The organism is Veillonella rodentium, assembly GCF_900187285.1.
Classification (GTDB): Bacteria; Bacillota; Negativicutes; order Veillonellales; family Veillonellaceae; genus Veillonella; species Veillonella rodentium.
Map to the genome: position 1 here is coordinate 1248883 of NZ_LT906470.1, position 16434 is coordinate 1265316.

Here is a 16434-nt window from a genome sequence, read left to right on the forward strand (position 1 = left end):
TTAACCCTCACATATAGCCGTCACCACGCGATTATGCCCGCCCAGATCGGCTAAAAACTGAATATTTGAATAATGATTTGTATCCTGTAACAAATTCTCCACCGCATCGGCCTGATCATAGCCCACTTCAAAAGCAATGCGACCCTTAGTCTTAAGATAATCTGAACACCCCTCAGCGAGAATACGATAGAAGTCAAGTCCGTCTGCACCGCCAAAGAGCGCTATATGAGGCTCGTTAAGCACATCTTGTGTTAACGTCTTTGCATCCCCCGTTCTAATATACGGAGGATTTGATACGATGAGATCAAATTGTTCCTGCCCGCCAGCTAAAGCACTAAACATATCGGACTCCATAAATCTGATGCGATTTTCCTGCCCGAAAGATTCTGCATTTTTCTTCGCTAATGACAATGCATCAGCGGAGATATCGACGCCTACACCGGATGAAGAGGGCAAATAGTGTAACAGGCTCAACAAGATAGTTCCCGGGCCTGTACATACGTCGAGAATGCGTAAACTTGAATTTTTAGGATATGTATTCAATATATATTCCACCAACGTTTCCGTATCGGGACGAGGAATGAGTACCTTATCATTCACGGCAAATGTAAGGCCCATAAAATCCTTTTCACCTGTAATGGAAGCCACGCTGTATCCTTTTGCACGCTGCTGAACAAGCGGTCGAAACGCATCGAGCTCTTCCTGATTTAGAGGTTGATCATAATGGGTATATAGATAAATTCGGTCTTTGCCCAACACATGAGAAAGCAGTACTTCCCCATCAAGTCGAGGTGAATCCATCTCCTTGCTTTGAAAGTACTGCTCTGTCCACTGGAGAATACGACCGATTGTCCAAATCTCCTTATGCATTTGTATTAGCCTCCTGCATCTTTGCCGCCTGATCCGCCGCATTTAATGCCTGAATAAGCTCATCGAGATCACCGTTTAAAATGGCATCCAATTTATACAATGTCAAATTGATACGATGATCCGTTACGCGACCTTGCGGATAATTATAGGTGCGGATACGTTCACTGCGATCACCTGTACCGACTTGACTCTTGCGGTCCGCTGCCATACTGGCCGTTGCCTCTTGTTCCGCCTTATCCTGTAATTTTGCACGCAATACACGCATCGCCTTTTCTCGGTTCTGTAGCTGAGACCGTTGGTCCTGACAAGCTACGACGATACCTGTCGGCAAGTGCGTAATGCGAACGGCAGACTCCGTTTTATTAATGTGCTGACCGCCGGCTCCACTGGCACGATATGTATCGATTTTAAGATCTCTTTCGTTAACTTCAATATCTACATCTTCCATTTCAGGCAATACGGCTACCGTTACTGTAGATGTATGTACGCGACCTTGTGTTTCCGTAGTCGGTACACGTTGTACGCGATGTACACCGGATTCGAATTTCATCTTGGAATAGACGCTATCTCCATCAACGGAAAAAATGACCTCTTTGAAACCGCCCAATTCCGGTTCATTTGCATCGATAATCTCACAGCGCCAACCTTGGCTTTCCGCATATTTCGTGTACATACGGAACAAGTCACCTGCAAATAATGCCGCCTCATCACCGCCGGCGCCGCCGCGAATTTCTATAATGATGTTTTTTTCATCATTAGGATCTTTAGGCAACAACAGAATCTGCAATTTAGCTTCCAGTTCCTCTTTTTGAGGTTTCAGCTCTTTCAATTCCTCTTGTGCCATTTCACGGAACTCTTCATCCATGGATTTATCTTCGATAACTTCCATAGCTTCATCAATGCCGGCTAATACTTTTTTGTAAGCACGGAATGTTTCAACTGTTTCAAATAATTGAGAATGCTGACGTGTTAATTTACGCCATTCATCTTGACGGGCAATCACTTCAGGATCACTGATGCGCTGCTCCAGATCCATAAACTTATCTTCAATAACTTGTAATTTATCAACTAACATATTTATTCCTCTTCATAAGCTTTAGACTCAGGAGGGCGTACCTCTTCCAAAGCGCGTATTGCCACTTCAATCTGATCATCCTCCGGTTCACGGGTCGTCATATACTGTAATGCAAGTCCGGGTTTGACCATAGCTTTCACAACGGAATTATCACTACGCCCTGCCAATCGAATGAGCTCGTATGCAATACCTGCGACAACAGGCATGAGTAATACTCGACTGACAATGCGTTCCGCCAGATTAGGCCATCCTAAAAAGGCAAATACAAATATACTCACGACCATGACGATGAGCAAAAAGTTCGTACCACAGCGCGGATGTAAACGCGTTTGATTTCGAACATTCTCTACCGTCAAAGGCAAATCCAATTCATAAGTATGAATCGTCTTATGTTCTGCCCCATGATACTGAAAGACCCGTTGGATATCTTTCGTCAATCCGATACCCCATATATATAATAAGAATAGCGCTAACCGGATAATACCTTCAATGAGATTCAAAATGATATGATTCTCCTGTACACCGGGAATGAATTTCACGATAAACGTAGGCAAAGCTAAAAATACGGCAATCGCGAAAATCGTAGAGATCACCATAGTGATAGCAATTTCACTATTTGACATTTCTTCATCTTCATCACCGGCAGCCTTAGCGGAAAAAGATAATGCTTTCATACCGATAACTAACGATTCATAAAGAGCTATACAACCGCGAAGAAATGGTTTTTTCAAGATCGGATATTTATCACTGATGGATGTGGTTACTTCTTTTTGCACCACAATAGAACCGGACGGCTCACGTACAGCCGTTGCCGTATAGCCGGGTCCGCGCATCATGACACCTTCAATAACAGCTTGTCCTCCGACAAACTTTTTAATACGTTCTCTGTTCACAAGAGCTCCTCTCATAAACAAATATAGGCAGAGCCAACAGCCCTGCCAATACATGCTACATTACAAAACAAATTATTTGCCGTAACGTTTGTTAAATTGTTCAATACGACCACGAGCTTGTGCTGCGCGTTGTTGCCCCGTGAAGAACGGATGGCATTTGGAGCAAACGTCTACACGAAGGTCTTCTTTTACAGAGCCAGTTTTGAATGTGTTGCCACAACCGCAAGTTACTGTAGCTTCTTTATAGTCTGGATGAATACCTTGTTTCATTCTATACACCTCTTTCCAGCAATCAATATTATTCTTATAGATTATAGCACGACATATAGTCAAATGCAAGTTGACTGCGGTGCACTATTCCTTAGATGCTTGCTTCTCTTCGATAGATTCCGCAAGGATAGATTCCAAATCACTTTCATTGAGAATATCACGCAATGCGATGATTTCCTCAAGAGAAAGAGTAATCCCTTTTTTCATGCTCGTATATTCGCTGTCCCAAGCACGAAGATCGAATTTAGGATTATATTTTCCCCAACTTGTACAGGTTAATTGTTTTTTCCAACCATCTTTATCTTCGGACAATGTACCGATAACTTTGAAAATTTCAAAATTAATAACTGCCATGAGTCCTCCTTTCTTACACATCTGTGTAATATGTATTATCCCTGTCATACGAGATAGATTTATATCTTTTAAGATACGGTATATTTTAAACTAATTATATAGGATTGACAATTATTTTTTGTAATCACTGTAATCCTCTATATCAATGGATGTTGTGGGCGGCATCACGCGACTGCCCAAGTCATCCATCGTGTGCTGCCACTCGGTATTTGCGCCTTCAACGGCAGATACATACGCTTCATCTGCACTTTTTACGGAGTCGACCAATGTAGATTCGTCGTTTACATCAAGCACACGGCGACGTATGCTGCTGAGCATATAACCGAAAGATTCTTCCGTTTGTACGAGCATAGAAGTTTCCTGTACTAAAGTTTGTCCGATCGTACTGGAAAAGTACGTATACCACATGTAAACCAACTCTTCATCAGGGAACATCCAGTAAACGCCATCCTCTGGTGCATCCGTAGTCATACCTACCTCTACATAATCACTATGACGCTTGAATGTTAAGTAATATGCACCACTTTCACGGAGTGCAGCACGTCCCAATTCCGATACGCGACTATCAAGACAATAAATACCGTCCTGTCCTAAAGCCACATCGGTCTGACCGCCGGGCAACAAAATAGAGCGCAAGGATAACCCGTAATTTAGCACCGTAAATACAGGTAGTTGAGCAAATACACCATGCGGTAACGGGATATAATTAATCGCCTTCCACTCATCACCTACGCGTTCACGCAGACCTACGCGCATCTTCCTGACCTCCTCTTTTCCGTAGACGATTTCATAAGCCCCTAGCGGAGTCCACTCGCGAATCGATTCCACGCGTTTCTGATTCAAGAAGAATTGTAGTGCCATATTATTCAATCCCAGCTGATTCTGAACCATCGTAGCAGGTAAAAATAATTGAGCGGTCCCTTCAGGCACTAGATTATGTAAGCCATTAGCCACCTCTTCCACAATATCCTCGGAGGACTGAAACATTCCGACAGTTCCGGTAAAGATATGATCAAAGTAACTGCGATGAGGCCAACGGTCAATAATTTGAGCCATAGGATACAGACGAGATAAAATACTGTAGCATACAGGGGATGCAGTATAGAGAACAACCTTTTTGTCCTCATAGGATTGTAGAATTTCCTCCACCATACCGGCATATTCCTCTACATATGCATACAATACGAGTTCACCCGTTCTGCTATGAGCCTCTATACTTTCACGAACCGGCGTTTCCCATATTGCCCCTACATCCAGTCCTTCAAGAATGCCCGTATCACTGATGAAATCAAATAATTCCACCGTAAAGGACGGACCATAAAGGGCCTGAAACGTTTCTACATCATAGGGAACCGGTCCGAAAGATTCAACGGTGGACTTTTCCGCCAATGCATATAAATCCTCCGCTGTGACACCCCACTCACGCGAGCTGGCATTTCCTGAAATCAGTTGATCCAGCACCTTAAAACGCATCAATTCATTGACGATATCAATCCCATCAAGGCCGTACTCGGCACAGAGGGTTATCATTTGTTCATTATTTGCTTTCATTTTAAACCTTTCCTGCTGATGGGCAAAGATGTTGTAAGAAACATGTTTCACATAACGGCTTACGGGCTTTGCAGACACGGCGCCCATGATAAATCAGCCAATGGTGAGCCGCCGCCCATTTCTCCTTTGGAATAGCCTTCTGCAATTTCAATTCCATCTCTTCCGGCGTCTTGGCAATACCTAATTTCAAACGATTACTTACACGGAACACGTGTGTATCCACAGCGATAGCCGGCGTACCGAACAAGACGGAAACTACCACATTGGCGGTCTTGCGTCCGACCCCCGGCAACTGTACAAGTTGATCAAATTCACGCGGTACCTCTCCATGATATTGTTCTACCAGTATATGGCACGTGGCAATCAAGTTTTTAGCCTTGGACTTATACAGGCCGCAATCCTTAATCAATGCCTCCAACTTGGCCACTCCGATTTCCAGCATCTTTGCAGGATGATTTAACTCAGGAAACAATCGTTTCGTCACGATATTAACCCGTTCATCCGTACACTGTGCGGATAATACCACAGCCACCAGTAATTCAAATTCATTTGTATATGTAAGGGCAGGTTTTGCATCAAAATAATGTTCTTCAAGTAATTTTAATTGCTCCGCCTTAATTGCTTTTGTAACGCGCATAAAACTCTCCTTTCTCACTTGTGAAAGTGTGAATGCGTTCACTGTATATCTTACCATACGTATTCATTTACATCTATGTTATAATGAATCATGCGATTCTAATATAAGATAGAATAATATAAATAATGCATACATTATATAATTTCATCCTAATCTATACGGTTATATACAAATAGCAATAACACACAATACTATAAATATTATTGGAGGTCTGCCATGAGCAATATTAACGATACGATTAAACGCATAAATGAATTAGCGGCAAAGAAAAAAGCCGGTCAGGAATTAACACCTGAAGAATTAGCCGAAAAAAAGATACTCTATGATACATATCTCGCATTTATCCGAGGACAGGTCACAAGCACTTTAGACCGCGTTCAATTTGTAGACCCTGAGACCGGTGAGCGAACAGTTCCAAAACAAGCCTTAGATGACTTTGCGAAACGTGCTGATAGCGCAATTAAAGAAAATAAGGATATTCACTGATTATGTCCATCCTATATAAGCCAAAAGCGTAAATTCCATTTTGAAGTGCACCCCAAATTTCTGTCCAAATTTTAGGGTGCAACTCATTTTAGAGTTTACGCTTTTTCTATATTAATTATACACATCCAAAAAAATCCCCAACAAATATGTTGAGGAGTTTTTAAAATAAGCAAAACTTATGGTCATAATTTACCAAGGCGTTTCATAGCATTATAAATTTTTTCCGCCAAGCCTGTCATCTGGAATTTAGGAATTCCGCAAGCTGCTATGCGAATGCCATTTGCTAAGGCAATAACATAAACATGTTCTTTTTTTAGTTCTTCGCAGATAGCTGTTCCGGAATCAGTAGGTATGGTAATAAAGAAACCGCCACGATAAGGTAACATTGGAAGGCCTACTTGTGCAGCCTCCTGTTTAAAGATATCCGCTCTGTCACGAATCAGCTGATAGTAGCAGTTCCGTTCATCCTCATAAGCCTTGAATTTTGCAGGATCAGCCACAATATTAGCCATCGTACGCATCGCAGGACGACAGATATTGGACCATGTAGCACGACTTGTAGATTTATTGATTTCGAAAAATTCATCTGCAATTTCTTCGTCTACAGAAATACCGATCATAGCACCGACACGTTGTCCATACATGGTAAAACCTTTAGACAAACTGTAACAAACACAAGTAAGAATTTCTTTAGGCAAATGACTGAATTTACTGAAGAAGGCACGTACCGACTCCTTCTCACCGGAGTAATCAAGATATGCCACATCGATGCCCATAATAATATTATTTCGACCGATAACGACGAGTTCCTTCAAGAAGTTAATAATGGAATCCCAGTCCTTATCCTCAATAGAATATCCTGTCGGATTATTTCCCGGTGTATTGAATATAATAACCACGTTAGTTTGTTTTGCGGCTAATTCTTTAACACGATTTTGGAAGGCTTCGTGATTAAAGTTATTATGCTCGTCAAATAGTGAATACGTTACAAGAGTGCGACCGTTGTCACTGCAAATCGCACGATATGCACCCCAGTACCAATCGGCAGTCAACACTTCATCACCGGGTTCAGTATAATTATGAACTAAATGATGGATGCCGCCGGTACCACCGGTAGTAGCAATACTGCGAATATAACCATCCGGTCTGAAGTCACTAAAGCATTCTTTTTCAGCAGCTGCCAAAAATTCTGGAATACCGGCAATAGGTGCATATCCTATATATTCCGAATCGGGCAAACTTAAATATTCTTCTTTAACAGTCTTGAGAAATACGAGTTTTCCCTCTTCATCATAGATTGCCCCCAATGTACCATTAATGACATTTTCACGACCGTTTTCCTTAACGTCTGCCTGTGCCTGTCCAGCGGTTACAAAGATTACATCTTTAAGTTTTTTCCCTTTTGCATGTTTTGCTGCAACACTTGTCATCGCCTACACCATCCTATCTAAAAAGTATTCATATATTCTTATCATACCTAATGTTTTGTATTTATACAATGTGTATTAAACTAATATATTGTATACATAAACATATTAGAATGATAGCATATAAAAAGACCACCCTTTCGAGTGGTCTCATATCCTTTAGAAGGAGTAGCCTACACCTGCATGCAAGCCTTTTGCAGTTTTATCATTGCTGTCTACGCTATATTTATCATAGCCATAGTATACATTCAAGTCGATATCAGGACGAACTTCATATTGTGCGCCGACCTGATAAGTTTGCTTAATGTCATTACCCCAACCGGCTTTTGCAAAACCGTTAACCTTATTAGTCAAAGGTACATGACCGATAACACCGGCTTGAACACCAAACTCGGTGTCATGAGTACGAATAGCGGTACCCGCACCATATAGATTAATATTTGGATGTACTTTATAAACTAAAGCCAATTGATGATCTTTAATGTCACCATTTTTAGCATTGAGTTTATCATAAGAATATTGCAATGCAGTTTTATCGCTCAAATCATGTTGTAAGGATATGCCAAAGCCATCATTGCTATTGCCGCCACCTTTAGACACATGTTGTTTGAACGCATAATCAGCTTGAACCTTAGTAGATCCATCACTAATTTTAGTTACAGGAACAGCTGATGCAAATGCACTGCCTGTTACGACAGTTGCCGCTAGAGTTAATAATACTAATTTTTTCATACGTACCTCCTATACACACACTTACCGTGTGTCTTACTAAGTTACCGTTAGTTATAACAGATGTTATATAGTATACACCCGTAAAATTAGCGTTTCATGAATACAGGAATATCCGGAATTCCGCTGTTAGTATTTGTACTGGATGCCGGACGTGATGTAGTCGTTGTTTTACCGAATTCAGGTACATTCTTAGTATTTGAATTAAAACCGGTTGCCACAACAGTAATTTGAACTGTATCGCCCAAGCTTTCATCGATAACGGAACCGAAGATAATATTTGCATCAGGATCCGCCGCTTCAGAAATAATTTCGGCAGCTTCATTGATTTCAAACAAGCTCAAATTAGCACTACCCGAGATATTGAGCAAAATGCCCTTTGCACCATCGATAGATGTTTCCAACAACGGGCTGTTAATTGCCATTTTCGCAGCATCGGCAGCACGGTTTTCACCTTCACCAACACCGATACCCATCAATGCTTCCCCTTGTTCGGTCATAATAGTTTTTACATCGGCAAAGTCAAGATTGATCAAGCCCGGAACTTGAATCAAGTCGGAAATTCCCTTGATACCTTGGCGAAGTACATCATCAGCTGTACGGAATGCATCGCTTAAGGAACATTTTTTATCTACAACTTGCAACAATTTATCATTAGGAATAACGATAATAGTATCTACTTTTTGAGTCAAGAATTCAATGCCTTTTTCCGCTTGTGCACGACGGCGTTTACCTTCAAAAGCGAACGGCTTAGTAACGACGCCTACTGTCAATGCACCGATTTCTTTAGCACATTCAGCAACGATCGGTGCAGCACCGGTCCCTGTACCACCGCCCATGCCGGCAGTTACGAATACCATATCGGCACCTTCAAGCGCTTTAATGATATCTTCACGGCTTTCCTGTGCAGCTTCCTCACCAATTTGAGGATTTGCACCGGCACCTAGACCTTTAGTTACTTTTTCACCAATTTGAATTGTCACATCCGCTTTAGATAATTCAAGCACCTGGCTTTCTGTGTTAGCGGACAAGAACTGTACACCTTTAAGATCGCTATCTACCATGCGATTAACAGCATTATTACCGCCGCCACCTACACCGATAACTTTAATATTTGCAAAATCAGACATTGAACTTCCTCCTCTTATCGTTATTTATTGTATCAATATAAATTCCAAGTTTATTGATGAATATACTGATTAAATTATAACAATTACATTTATTTTACACTATAATTTAAAAACTTTCCACTACTACATAGAGATGGATTAAGTTAAAAACGTTTTGTCATTATATTCTTACGAATAGCGCCAATATTAATGAAAACGCGCAGCCCAAATCCGATGAGCGCCACATAGTACAGATTGATTCCTATGAGATCGCCGATATACACCAAGATAACGGCTATGACTACATTGGAAAAGAACCCCGATATAAAATTTCTCAAATCAAATGTTCTTTCTAATGCGGCACGACTGCCTCCAAATACGGCATCGAGCGCCGCAAGAACCGCTACCGATGTATAGTTCGCATAGCTCGACGGAATGTGTAACGGTGCTATCCATCCCAAAAGCGAACCTAATAATAAGCCGAGAATGGCAAAGATGTAAATATTCATTCTTTACCTCCTAACTCATTGGGCGTCATATGTTCTTCCCTAAATGTACCTGTAAAAGCAGGTACAGCCACAGAATCCTCTTGTTTAATGGTGACCTTAATCCCCCAATGTTTCAAAGAGTCCACCACGCCTCCGCGCATAGTCAATGCGGAATTTAATGTTTTAGGATCTCCGATGGCCTTAACCACAAAAGGGGCACCGAATACTTTGCCGTTTACGGTAATAGTAGGTCCGGAGCAGCGAATTTCAGAGGTCCCGATGAGTCGTTGATCATTAATGGCGATGGCTTCCGCTCCACCCGCACGCAACTCATTGACGATACGCAAAATATCTTCATCATGAATAACGTACAGATTTGGATTTTCGCCACCTTGAATAGGCTTTGAACTATCCTCGATCAACACGCTCACTCCGGGACCCTTCACATTCGTCAACGCCGCTTTCATCATCAGCTGTTCATCCGCTTTAGCATCACCGCCGACACCGGATTTCTTTAAAGTTTCAATGTGTTTTAACAGGGCGTCCCGCTCTTGTTGTGCTTCTTTCAACTGTACCGCCAAATCACCGGCACGTTGCAATCGAATATTTTCTTCAATATTATCTTGAGTCATTTTATATTGGCTCACCACCATAAAGCCCAGTATAAAACTGACTATGGCAATTGCCCAACGTTCGTGTCTCACGGAAATCATCTACCTTTTATCTTCAACATGACCTTGATTATCTTTCTTTGCATCGTCTGTTTTTGTATCGTCTTTCTTTATATCATCTTTCTTAGTAGATAAAGCATCCTTGGTAGTTGCCCCGTTATGATATGATTTTCCCTCAGGCATAACATCGGTTTTGATATACGGCGACGAAATATTTACATCAATGTATTGAACATTACCGTTCGTCTTTTTAATGTCCTGTAGCATCGACTGTGTAAGTTCCGCTTTTTTCGCCAAATCCTTGCCATCACCTATGCGAATCTGTATACCGGATACCGTATAGGCCATGATGGATTCAGGGTCACCGATATTAATTTCCGCAATATTTTTAAATGTGCTTTCATCAAGCGCATTAAGATATTCTATAGCCGATAAAATCGGTTGATCCACCACGGTATCACCGAGTAATATATTTCCCGCCTTCACACCGGAAATCATAGGTACCGATGTATCTTCGATAGCACTTTCCGAAGCGATGACCTGCCCCTTCGCATCTAATGTCAAGTATCCAAACTGAGCCGGTATGACGGCCACAGCCTTCCGTTCTACAATGCGAACAACCATGGTTAAAGGCAACTCGTAACTCACTTGTGCCTCCTCGACACGGAGGTCCTTAGATAAACGGGATTTCAATTTTTCCGTACTGATCTGTAAAATATTGACGGGTTCACGAATATCCCCGGCCACCATCACATCTTGTACGGTCACCTTATCGGATCCGATAATTTTTAATGATCCGAAAGGAATAGGTAGCGTAAACAGTGCCACCAACACGAGAATAAGTACACCACCGATTTTTAACACTCGTTTTCTAAATACAGCCCGTTCATCACGAGCGGGTGCAGCAGAATACATCTCCCCAGAGTTGGATGGATGTTTATGATTATCATCCATAAAAAACTCCTTACATTCTATTCAACTCTTAAAATTTCCCCAAACCGGCCGTTAGCAGAATCTTTTCACATAATGTGGGAAAATCCATTCCCATTTCTTTAGCCGCTTTTGGTACCAGGGATGTCGCCGTCATTCCCGGTATCGTATTGTATTCCAAAACATACAAATTATCATCATGATCCGTCATGATATCAACACGGATGGCACCGCTTCCTTGTACTTCCCGATATACTCGTTCCCCAATACTCTGCATCGCAGCCGTCATATCATCGCTGATCGGTGCAGGTACGAGATAATCTGTAGCGCCGGCCGTATACTTACTTTCATAATCATATTCACCGGAATGCGGACGAATTTCAATGACCGGTAAAGCTTGACCATCCAGGATGGAAACGGTAAATTCACGTCCGTCCAGGAACTGTTCTACCACGAGAATTGGGTCATACTTAAGGGCTTCCGTTACGGCATCCGCCAACTGAGTTTCATCACGAACAATGGTAACACCGATACTTGAACCTTGCGTTGCAGATTTTACTACTACGGGGATGGTGAAAGTCTCACGAATATGTTGAATAATGGCTTTATCTGACTCAATATTACCATTATACGATTCGAAAGCCGCGGTCGGAATACCGGCCCCTTTAAATACATCCTTGCTGACTTTTTTATTCATCCCCACCGCATGAGCCATAATGCCGGATCCGGTATACGGGATTTCAGCCATTTCCAATAACCCCTGTAAAGCTCCATCCTCACCGTAACGACCATGAATCGCATTAAATACGATTTCACCGCCTAATGACTCAATGTCTTGTAACAATGTACGCGGGTTCAATTCCAATGTTTTAGCTTTATATCCTTTACTAACAAGAGCCTCTGCAATAGCGGCACCTGTACGTCTGGACACATCCGCTTCCTTTGAAGGTCCGCCCATCAATACGATTATTTGTTTATCTTTCATCATAAACCTTCTTCCAATAGCGCTAATAACTTCGGTCCATATTGGTTAATGGAGCCGGCACCCATGGTGATGACCAAATCATTAGGTCGTACAATCTTCGCCAACACGGCCGGCATATCGTCAACGGACGGTACATAATGTACAACCTTATGCGTAGCAGTCTCAACGGCATCAGGAATGGTGCGTCCGTCGATGCCATCAATCGGGTCTTCACCGGAGCTGTAAATATCTGTCATATAGATTTCATCAGCACTTGTAAAAGCTGTGGCAAATTCATCTTTCAACAAGCTTGTACGAGAATATCGATGAGGTTGAAACACACAGATAACACGATGTTTTTCAAGCTCCTTTGCCGCTTTTAAGGTCGCTTTAATTTCTGTCGGATGATGAGCATAATCATCGACAACCCATACGCCGGCAACATGACCTTTCGTTTCAAAACGTCGTTTTGCACCGATAAATTTTGCCAGACCTTTTGTAATAAATCGATTCTCTACCCCGCAACATTCATGGGCTACAATAAAGGCCGCCAATGAATTCAATACATTATGTTCTCCCGGCACGCGCAAGCTGATACGACTGATATTAATACCCTTATGATATACATCGTACACCAAGGAGGAATCTACATAATGGATATTCTTAGCCACATAATCGTTGGATTCATCAAAACCGTAAGTGATAAAATTGCGTTTCACCTGAATCATGACATAGCGAATATTTTCATTATCCCCACACACGACAGCTGTGCCGTCAGTAGGTAACGTTTCTACAAATTCACAAAATGCTTTAAGCAGATTATCCATTGTCTTGTAATGATCCATGTGATCATCCTCAATATTGGTAATCACAACGGTATGAGGGCGCAATTTCAGGAATGAACCGTCGCTTTCATCCGCCTCAACGACGGAAAAACGCCCTTTACCTAAACAACTGCTGCCTTTAAGGTAATCTACCTCACCGCCGATAATAACCGTAGGATCAGCACCAGACTCTACCAGGACTTGACCGATCATGGACGTAGTCGATGTTTTGCCGTGAGCACCGGCCACAGCAATACCGTCGGTAACATCCAGTACGGCTTTTACAATATCGGAACGATGCAAAACAGGAATGTCCTGTTCCTTGGCCGCCACGATTTCCGGGTTATCCTCACGAATAGCAGTAGAGCGAACCACCGCATCCGCACCGTTAACATATGATTTATCATGACCGATATGAACGGTAGCACCCATATTTCTAAACTTTGTAATAACTGCGGACTCCGCCACATCCGAACCGGATACGTCAAAGCCCTTTTGAATCAAAATATTCGCTATAGCACGCATACCAGATCCACCGATACCGATGAGGTGAATCTTGTGAATACCGTCTAACATAAAACCTCTCCTTATCACTTAGCAATCGACAATGCCAACTTCGCAATATCATGAGCTGCATTCGGTTTTCCCAACTGCAAAGCTCGTTTCCCCATTTGTACCAACAAATCTCGATTGGCCATAAACATTTCAATTTCCCCAATCAAATCATGAGAACGCAACATTTTATCCACGATCATATGAGCAGCCCCTTCTTGGACAAAAATGCGCGCATTATATGTCTGATGATCTTCCGCCGCATACGGATACGGCACTAGTACGGAAGGAATCCCTCGTACGGCGAGTTCCGCCAATCCGATAGCACCGGCCCGAAATACCGCTAGATCAGCAGCGGCCAATGCCTTCGGCATATCATGTAAATACGGCAAAATCAGTGAAGATTCACCCAAACCGTTTCCGTCCGTAATCCCCAGTTGAGATAAAACGGATTGATACTCACCATCACCCGTAATATGAATCAGCTTGATACCTTCTTGCCCGCTAAAATGTTTATGCACATCTATCATGGCATTATTAATGGTACGAGCACCACGGGAACCGCCGGCGATAAGAACGGTAAACGTATCATCATCTAAACCAAAATGCTTTCGTCCGTCTTCTCTGGTATCCACCAATACATCCGGTCTCACGGGATTTCCCGTATAGACGATGCGTTTAGCTTGTGCAAATGATAGCCCCGCATCTTTATATCCCATCGCTACGACATCCACAAAACGACTTAATATTTTATTGGTAATCCCTGCAATGACATTCTGTTCCTGAATAAGAGTAGGAATCTTACGCAATGCTGCGGCCATCAAAATAGGACCGCATACATAACCGCCGGTACCGATCACCACATCCGGTTTAAATCTGGAAATAATACAATGTGCCCTCACCAGAGATAATACGGTTTTTCCCAAGGTCACAAGCGTACCTAAGGATAAACGTCTCTGCAAGCCCTGCACCGGCAACGTGGTGAACTCAATACCTTCTTTAGGTACCAACGTCGCTTCCAAACCTTTTTCAGTCCCCACGTATAAAACCTGTGCATCAGGACATTGTTTCATAATCTCCTTATATATAGTAATCGCCGGATATATATGTCCGCCGGTTCCACCACCTGAAATAATGATGCGTTTCATTAATGGTGTCCTCCCTCTTCCAACATCTGAACACACCTTTTAAAATCGTCTCCACGCTCTTCAAAACAGCTATACCAATCAAAACTGGCACACGCCGGTGATAGTAACACGATATCGCCGTCACCCGCCAATCCATAGGCCTGACGTACCGCATCTTTCATGGAATCTGCACGATAAATATGCTCCACACCGGCATCTTTAGCGGCCGCTTCAAAACGTTCCGCCGCTGCCCCCATGAAAATAACGGACTTTGTCCGCTTCTTAACGAGCTCCATAAAATCCTCTAACGGTGTCATTTTATCATGACCACCGGCCAGTAAGATCACAGGTTGATCAAAAGATTCTAACGCCTTCACAACAGAATCTACATTGGTCGCTTTTGAGTCATTATAAAAAGTCACGCCGGAAATGGTTTTCACGCGTTCCAGGCGATGCTCCACGCCATGAAAATTGCTGACAACACCACAAATACTATCTGCAGACATACCCAACGCATATGTTAAAGCGATAACGGCCAAAATGTTTTCAATATTATGGCTCCCGGGAATATGGATATCCTCTGTACCTATTACCGCCACCGGGGTACCATCCGATACAACGTAACAACGGCCATCAGCGTAATACGCGCCATTTCTAACAGGCTTTTGTTGGCTGATTTCAAGAATATGACTCGATGCTCGTTCAGCCATATCAGCTACAACGGGATCATCTACATTCAGCACGAGAAAATCGGAACTGATTTGATTTTCAAAAATGCGCTCCTTTGCGGCGATGTATTTTTCCATCGTCTTATGACGAGCCAAATGATCCGGTGTAATGTTGAGCACAATAGCTCCTAACGGTCTGAAGTGCTTAACTGTTTCCAATTGATAACTGGATAATTCCGCCACCAAATAACCGCCAGCCGGCATAGAGTAGGCCACTTCACTGAGAGAGTCACCGATATTTCCGCCCACCTTTACGGGTTGCCCCGTTTTCTCAAGCACCTTCGTCAATAATGTAGTGGTCGTCGTCTTACCGTTCGTACCTGTTACAGCTACAATAGGTGATTTGGAAACTTCATAAGCGACTTCAACCTCGCTTACCACATCGATGTGACGCTTTTTCGCCGCTTTCACAATGGGAATGTCCAAGGAAATTCCCGGAGATATAACGATAACATCCACTCCGTCGAGGAGAGATTCATCTTGATGCCCCGTAATAATAATGACACCGGCAGCAACCAAACGCTCTTCATCATGTCGCGGCAGTGCAACCGGCTTATAATCATTCAATACCACATGAGCACCTAGCCGAGCCAGTACCCAGGAAGCGCCTATACCGCTGGCGCCGGCACCGAGCACAAGTATCTGTTTATCTCCATATTCCATCTATATCACCCAAATTAATAACAAATATAATACTCTTATCTTATAAGCATACCATTATTTATCGCTTCCGTTAAGTATTTCCCTTA

Annotated in this window: 18 protein-coding genes; 1 reads left to right on the forward strand and 17 read right to left on the reverse strand. The window is 42.6% G+C overall.

Annotated elements, in window-relative coordinates; genetic code table 11:
- The 7 genes from prmC to nth all read right to left on the reverse strand — a co-directional run bounded on the left by prmC (nucleotide 1) and on the right by nth (nucleotide 5650).
- On the reverse strand, nucleotides 1-870 hold the full coding sequence (gene prmC, locus CKV62_RS05750) for a peptide chain release factor N(5)-glutamine methyltransferase (protein ID WP_095066110.1): 870 nt from the start codon (nucleotides 868-870) through the stop codon (nucleotides 1-3).
- Nucleotides 863-1945, reverse strand: a complete 1083-nt coding sequence (gene prfA / locus CKV62_RS05755) for a peptide chain release factor 1 (protein WP_095066111.1) — start codon at nucleotides 1943-1945, stop codon at nucleotides 863-865. Before prfA ends, prmC begins: the two co-directional genes overlap by 8 nt.
- A gap of 2 nt (nucleotides 1946-1947) precedes the next feature.
- Nucleotides 1948-2853 carry a DUF1385 domain-containing protein gene (locus CKV62_RS05760; protein ID WP_095066112.1) on the reverse strand — a complete coding sequence of 302 codons (906 nt, stop codon included), beginning with the start codon at nucleotides 2851-2853 and terminating at the stop codon, nucleotides 1948-1950.
- 57 nt (nucleotides 2854-2910) lie between these two features.
- Nucleotides 2911-3108, reverse strand: coding sequence for a 50S ribosomal protein L31 (rpmE, locus tag CKV62_RS05765; RefSeq protein WP_004696185.1), 198 nt, complete (start codon nucleotides 3106-3108; stop codon nucleotides 2911-2913).
- An 84-nt stretch (nucleotides 3109-3192) separates the two neighbouring features.
- Entirely contained in the window at nucleotides 3193-3462 is a 270-nt protein-coding gene (locus CKV62_RS05770; RefSeq protein ID WP_038115399.1) for a YdbC family protein, read from the reverse strand.
- A gap of 111 nt (nucleotides 3463-3573) precedes the next feature.
- Nucleotides 3574-5013, reverse strand: a complete 1440-nt coding sequence (locus CKV62_RS05775; protein ID WP_095066113.1) for a hypothetical protein — start codon at nucleotides 5011-5013, stop codon at nucleotides 3574-3576.
- A 1-nt stretch (nucleotide 5014) separates the two neighbouring features.
- The gene (gene nth, locus CKV62_RS05780) at nucleotides 5015-5650 is read right to left on the reverse strand and encodes an endonuclease III (protein ID WP_095066114.1); all 636 of its coding nucleotides are present in this window, start codon (nucleotides 5648-5650) and stop codon (nucleotides 5015-5017) included.
- Between the two features lie 216 nt (nucleotides 5651-5866).
- Here nth and CKV62_RS05785 point away from each other — a divergent pair, with 216 nt between their 5' ends.
- A complete protein-coding gene (locus CKV62_RS05785; protein WP_095066115.1) occupies nucleotides 5867-6136 on the forward strand; it encodes a DUF896 domain-containing protein in 270 nt (89 codons plus the stop codon).
- Nucleotides 6137-6318: 182 nt separating this feature from the next.
- Here CKV62_RS05785 and CKV62_RS05790 read toward each other — a convergent pair whose 3' ends face one another.
- From CKV62_RS05790 to murD, 10 genes are all read right to left on the reverse strand, one after another.
- The gene (locus CKV62_RS05790) at nucleotides 6319-7566 is read right to left on the reverse strand and encodes a pyridoxal phosphate-dependent aminotransferase (RefSeq protein ID WP_095066116.1); all 1248 of its coding nucleotides are present in this window, start codon (nucleotides 7564-7566) and stop codon (nucleotides 6319-6321) included.
- A gap of 156 nt (nucleotides 7567-7722) precedes the next feature.
- Nucleotides 7723-8295 carry an outer membrane beta-barrel protein gene (locus CKV62_RS05795; RefSeq protein ID WP_095066117.1) on the reverse strand — a complete coding sequence of 191 codons (573 nt, stop codon included), beginning with the start codon at nucleotides 8293-8295 and terminating at the stop codon, nucleotides 7723-7725.
- Between the two features lie 86 nt (nucleotides 8296-8381).
- On the reverse strand, nucleotides 8382-9422 hold the full coding sequence (gene ftsZ, locus CKV62_RS05800; RefSeq protein ID WP_095066118.1) for a cell division protein FtsZ: 1041 nt from the start codon (nucleotides 9420-9422) through the stop codon (nucleotides 8382-8384).
- A 143-nt stretch (nucleotides 9423-9565) separates the two neighbouring features.
- Nucleotides 9566-9910: a small basic family protein gene (locus CKV62_RS05805; protein WP_095066119.1), complete on the reverse strand. Its 345-nt coding sequence runs from the start codon at nucleotides 9908-9910 to the stop codon at nucleotides 9566-9568.
- A complete protein-coding gene (locus CKV62_RS05810) occupies nucleotides 9907-10602 on the reverse strand; it encodes a DUF881 domain-containing protein (protein WP_095066120.1) in 696 nt (231 codons plus the stop codon). The genes CKV62_RS05805 and CKV62_RS05810 overlap by 4 nt, the downstream gene beginning before the upstream one ends.
- The gene (locus tag CKV62_RS05815; protein ID WP_095066121.1) at nucleotides 10603-11514 is read right to left on the reverse strand and encodes a cell division protein FtsQ/DivIB; all 912 of its coding nucleotides are present in this window, start codon (nucleotides 11512-11514) and stop codon (nucleotides 10603-10605) included.
- Between the two features lie 28 nt (nucleotides 11515-11542).
- A complete protein-coding gene (locus CKV62_RS05820; RefSeq protein ID WP_095066122.1) occupies nucleotides 11543-12475 on the reverse strand; it encodes a D-alanine--D-alanine ligase family protein in 933 nt (310 codons plus the stop codon).
- Complete coding sequence (murC, locus tag CKV62_RS05825) at nucleotides 12475-13854, reverse strand: UDP-N-acetylmuramate--L-alanine ligase (RefSeq protein WP_095066123.1); 1380 nt, start codon at nucleotides 13852-13854, stop codon at nucleotides 12475-12477. The genes CKV62_RS05820 and murC overlap by 1 nt, the downstream gene beginning before the upstream one ends.
- Nucleotides 13855-13868: 14 nt before the next feature.
- Nucleotides 13869-14978, reverse strand: a complete 1110-nt coding sequence (gene murG, locus CKV62_RS05830; protein ID WP_095066124.1) for an undecaprenyldiphospho-muramoylpentapeptide beta-N-acetylglucosaminyltransferase — start codon at nucleotides 14976-14978, stop codon at nucleotides 13869-13871.
- A complete protein-coding gene (murD, locus tag CKV62_RS05835) occupies nucleotides 14978-16348 on the reverse strand; it encodes a UDP-N-acetylmuramoyl-L-alanine--D-glutamate ligase (RefSeq protein ID WP_095066125.1) in 1371 nt (456 codons plus the stop codon). Before murD ends, murG begins: the two co-directional genes overlap by 1 nt.
- Nucleotides 16349-16434: the final 86 nt, after the last annotated feature.

Coding starts and splice junctions, on each gene's coding strand:
- CKV62_RS05815 (WP_095066121.1), bottom strand. CDS start 11,514: ATGGATGATAATCATAAACATCCATCCAACTCTGGGGAGATGTATTCT.
- murG (WP_095066124.1), bottom strand. CDS start 14,978: ATGAAACGCATCATTATTTCAGGTGGTGGAACCGGCGGACATATATAT.
- prfA (WP_095066111.1), bottom strand. CDS start 1,945: ATGTTAGTTGATAAATTACAAGTTATTGAAGATAAGTTTATGGATCTG.
- CKV62_RS05775 (WP_095066113.1), bottom strand. CDS start 5,013: ATGAAAGCAAATAATGAACAAATGATAACCCTCTGTGCCGAGTACGGC.
- CKV62_RS05790 (WP_095066116.1), bottom strand. CDS start 7,566: ATGACAAGTGTTGCAGCAAAACATGCAAAAGGGAAAAAACTTAAAGAT.
- CKV62_RS05820 (WP_095066122.1), bottom strand. CDS start 12,475: ATGAAAGATAAACAAATAATCGTATTGATGGGCGGACCTTCAAAGGAA.
- CKV62_RS05805 (WP_095066119.1), bottom strand. CDS start 9,910: ATGAATATTTACATCTTTGCCATTCTCGGCTTATTATTAGGTTCGCTT.
- CKV62_RS05785 (WP_095066115.1), top strand. CDS start 5,867: ATGAGCAATATTAACGATACGATTAAACGCATAAATGAATTAGCGGCA.
- nth (WP_095066114.1), bottom strand. CDS start 5,650: ATGCGCGTTACAAAAGCAATTAAGGCGGAGCAATTAAAATTACTTGAA.
- murC (WP_095066123.1), bottom strand. CDS start 13,854: ATGTTAGACGGTATTCACAAGATTCACCTCATCGGTATCGGTGGATCT.
- CKV62_RS05760 (WP_095066112.1), bottom strand. CDS start 2,853: ATGAGAGGAGCTCTTGTGAACAGAGAACGTATTAAAAAGTTTGTCGGA.
- murD (WP_095066125.1), bottom strand. CDS start 16,348: ATGGAATATGGAGATAAACAGATACTTGTGCTCGGTGCCGGCGCCAGC.
- prmC (WP_095066110.1), bottom strand. CDS start 870: ATGCATAAGGAGATTTGGACAATCGGTCGTATTCTCCAGTGGACAGAG.
- CKV62_RS05770 (WP_038115399.1), bottom strand. CDS start 3,462: ATGGCAGTTATTAATTTTGAAATTTTCAAAGTTATCGGTACATTGTCC.
- ftsZ (WP_095066118.1), bottom strand. CDS start 9,422: ATGTCTGATTTTGCAAATATTAAAGTTATCGGTGTAGGTGGCGGCGGT.
- CKV62_RS05795 (WP_095066117.1), bottom strand. CDS start 8,295: ATGAAAAAATTAGTATTATTAACTCTAGCGGCAACTGTCGTAACAGGC.
- CKV62_RS05810 (WP_095066120.1), bottom strand. CDS start 10,602: ATGATTTCCGTGAGACACGAACGTTGGGCAATTGCCATAGTCAGTTTT.
- rpmE (WP_004696185.1), bottom strand. CDS start 3,108: ATGAAACAAGGTATTCATCCAGACTATAAAGAAGCTACAGTAACTTGC.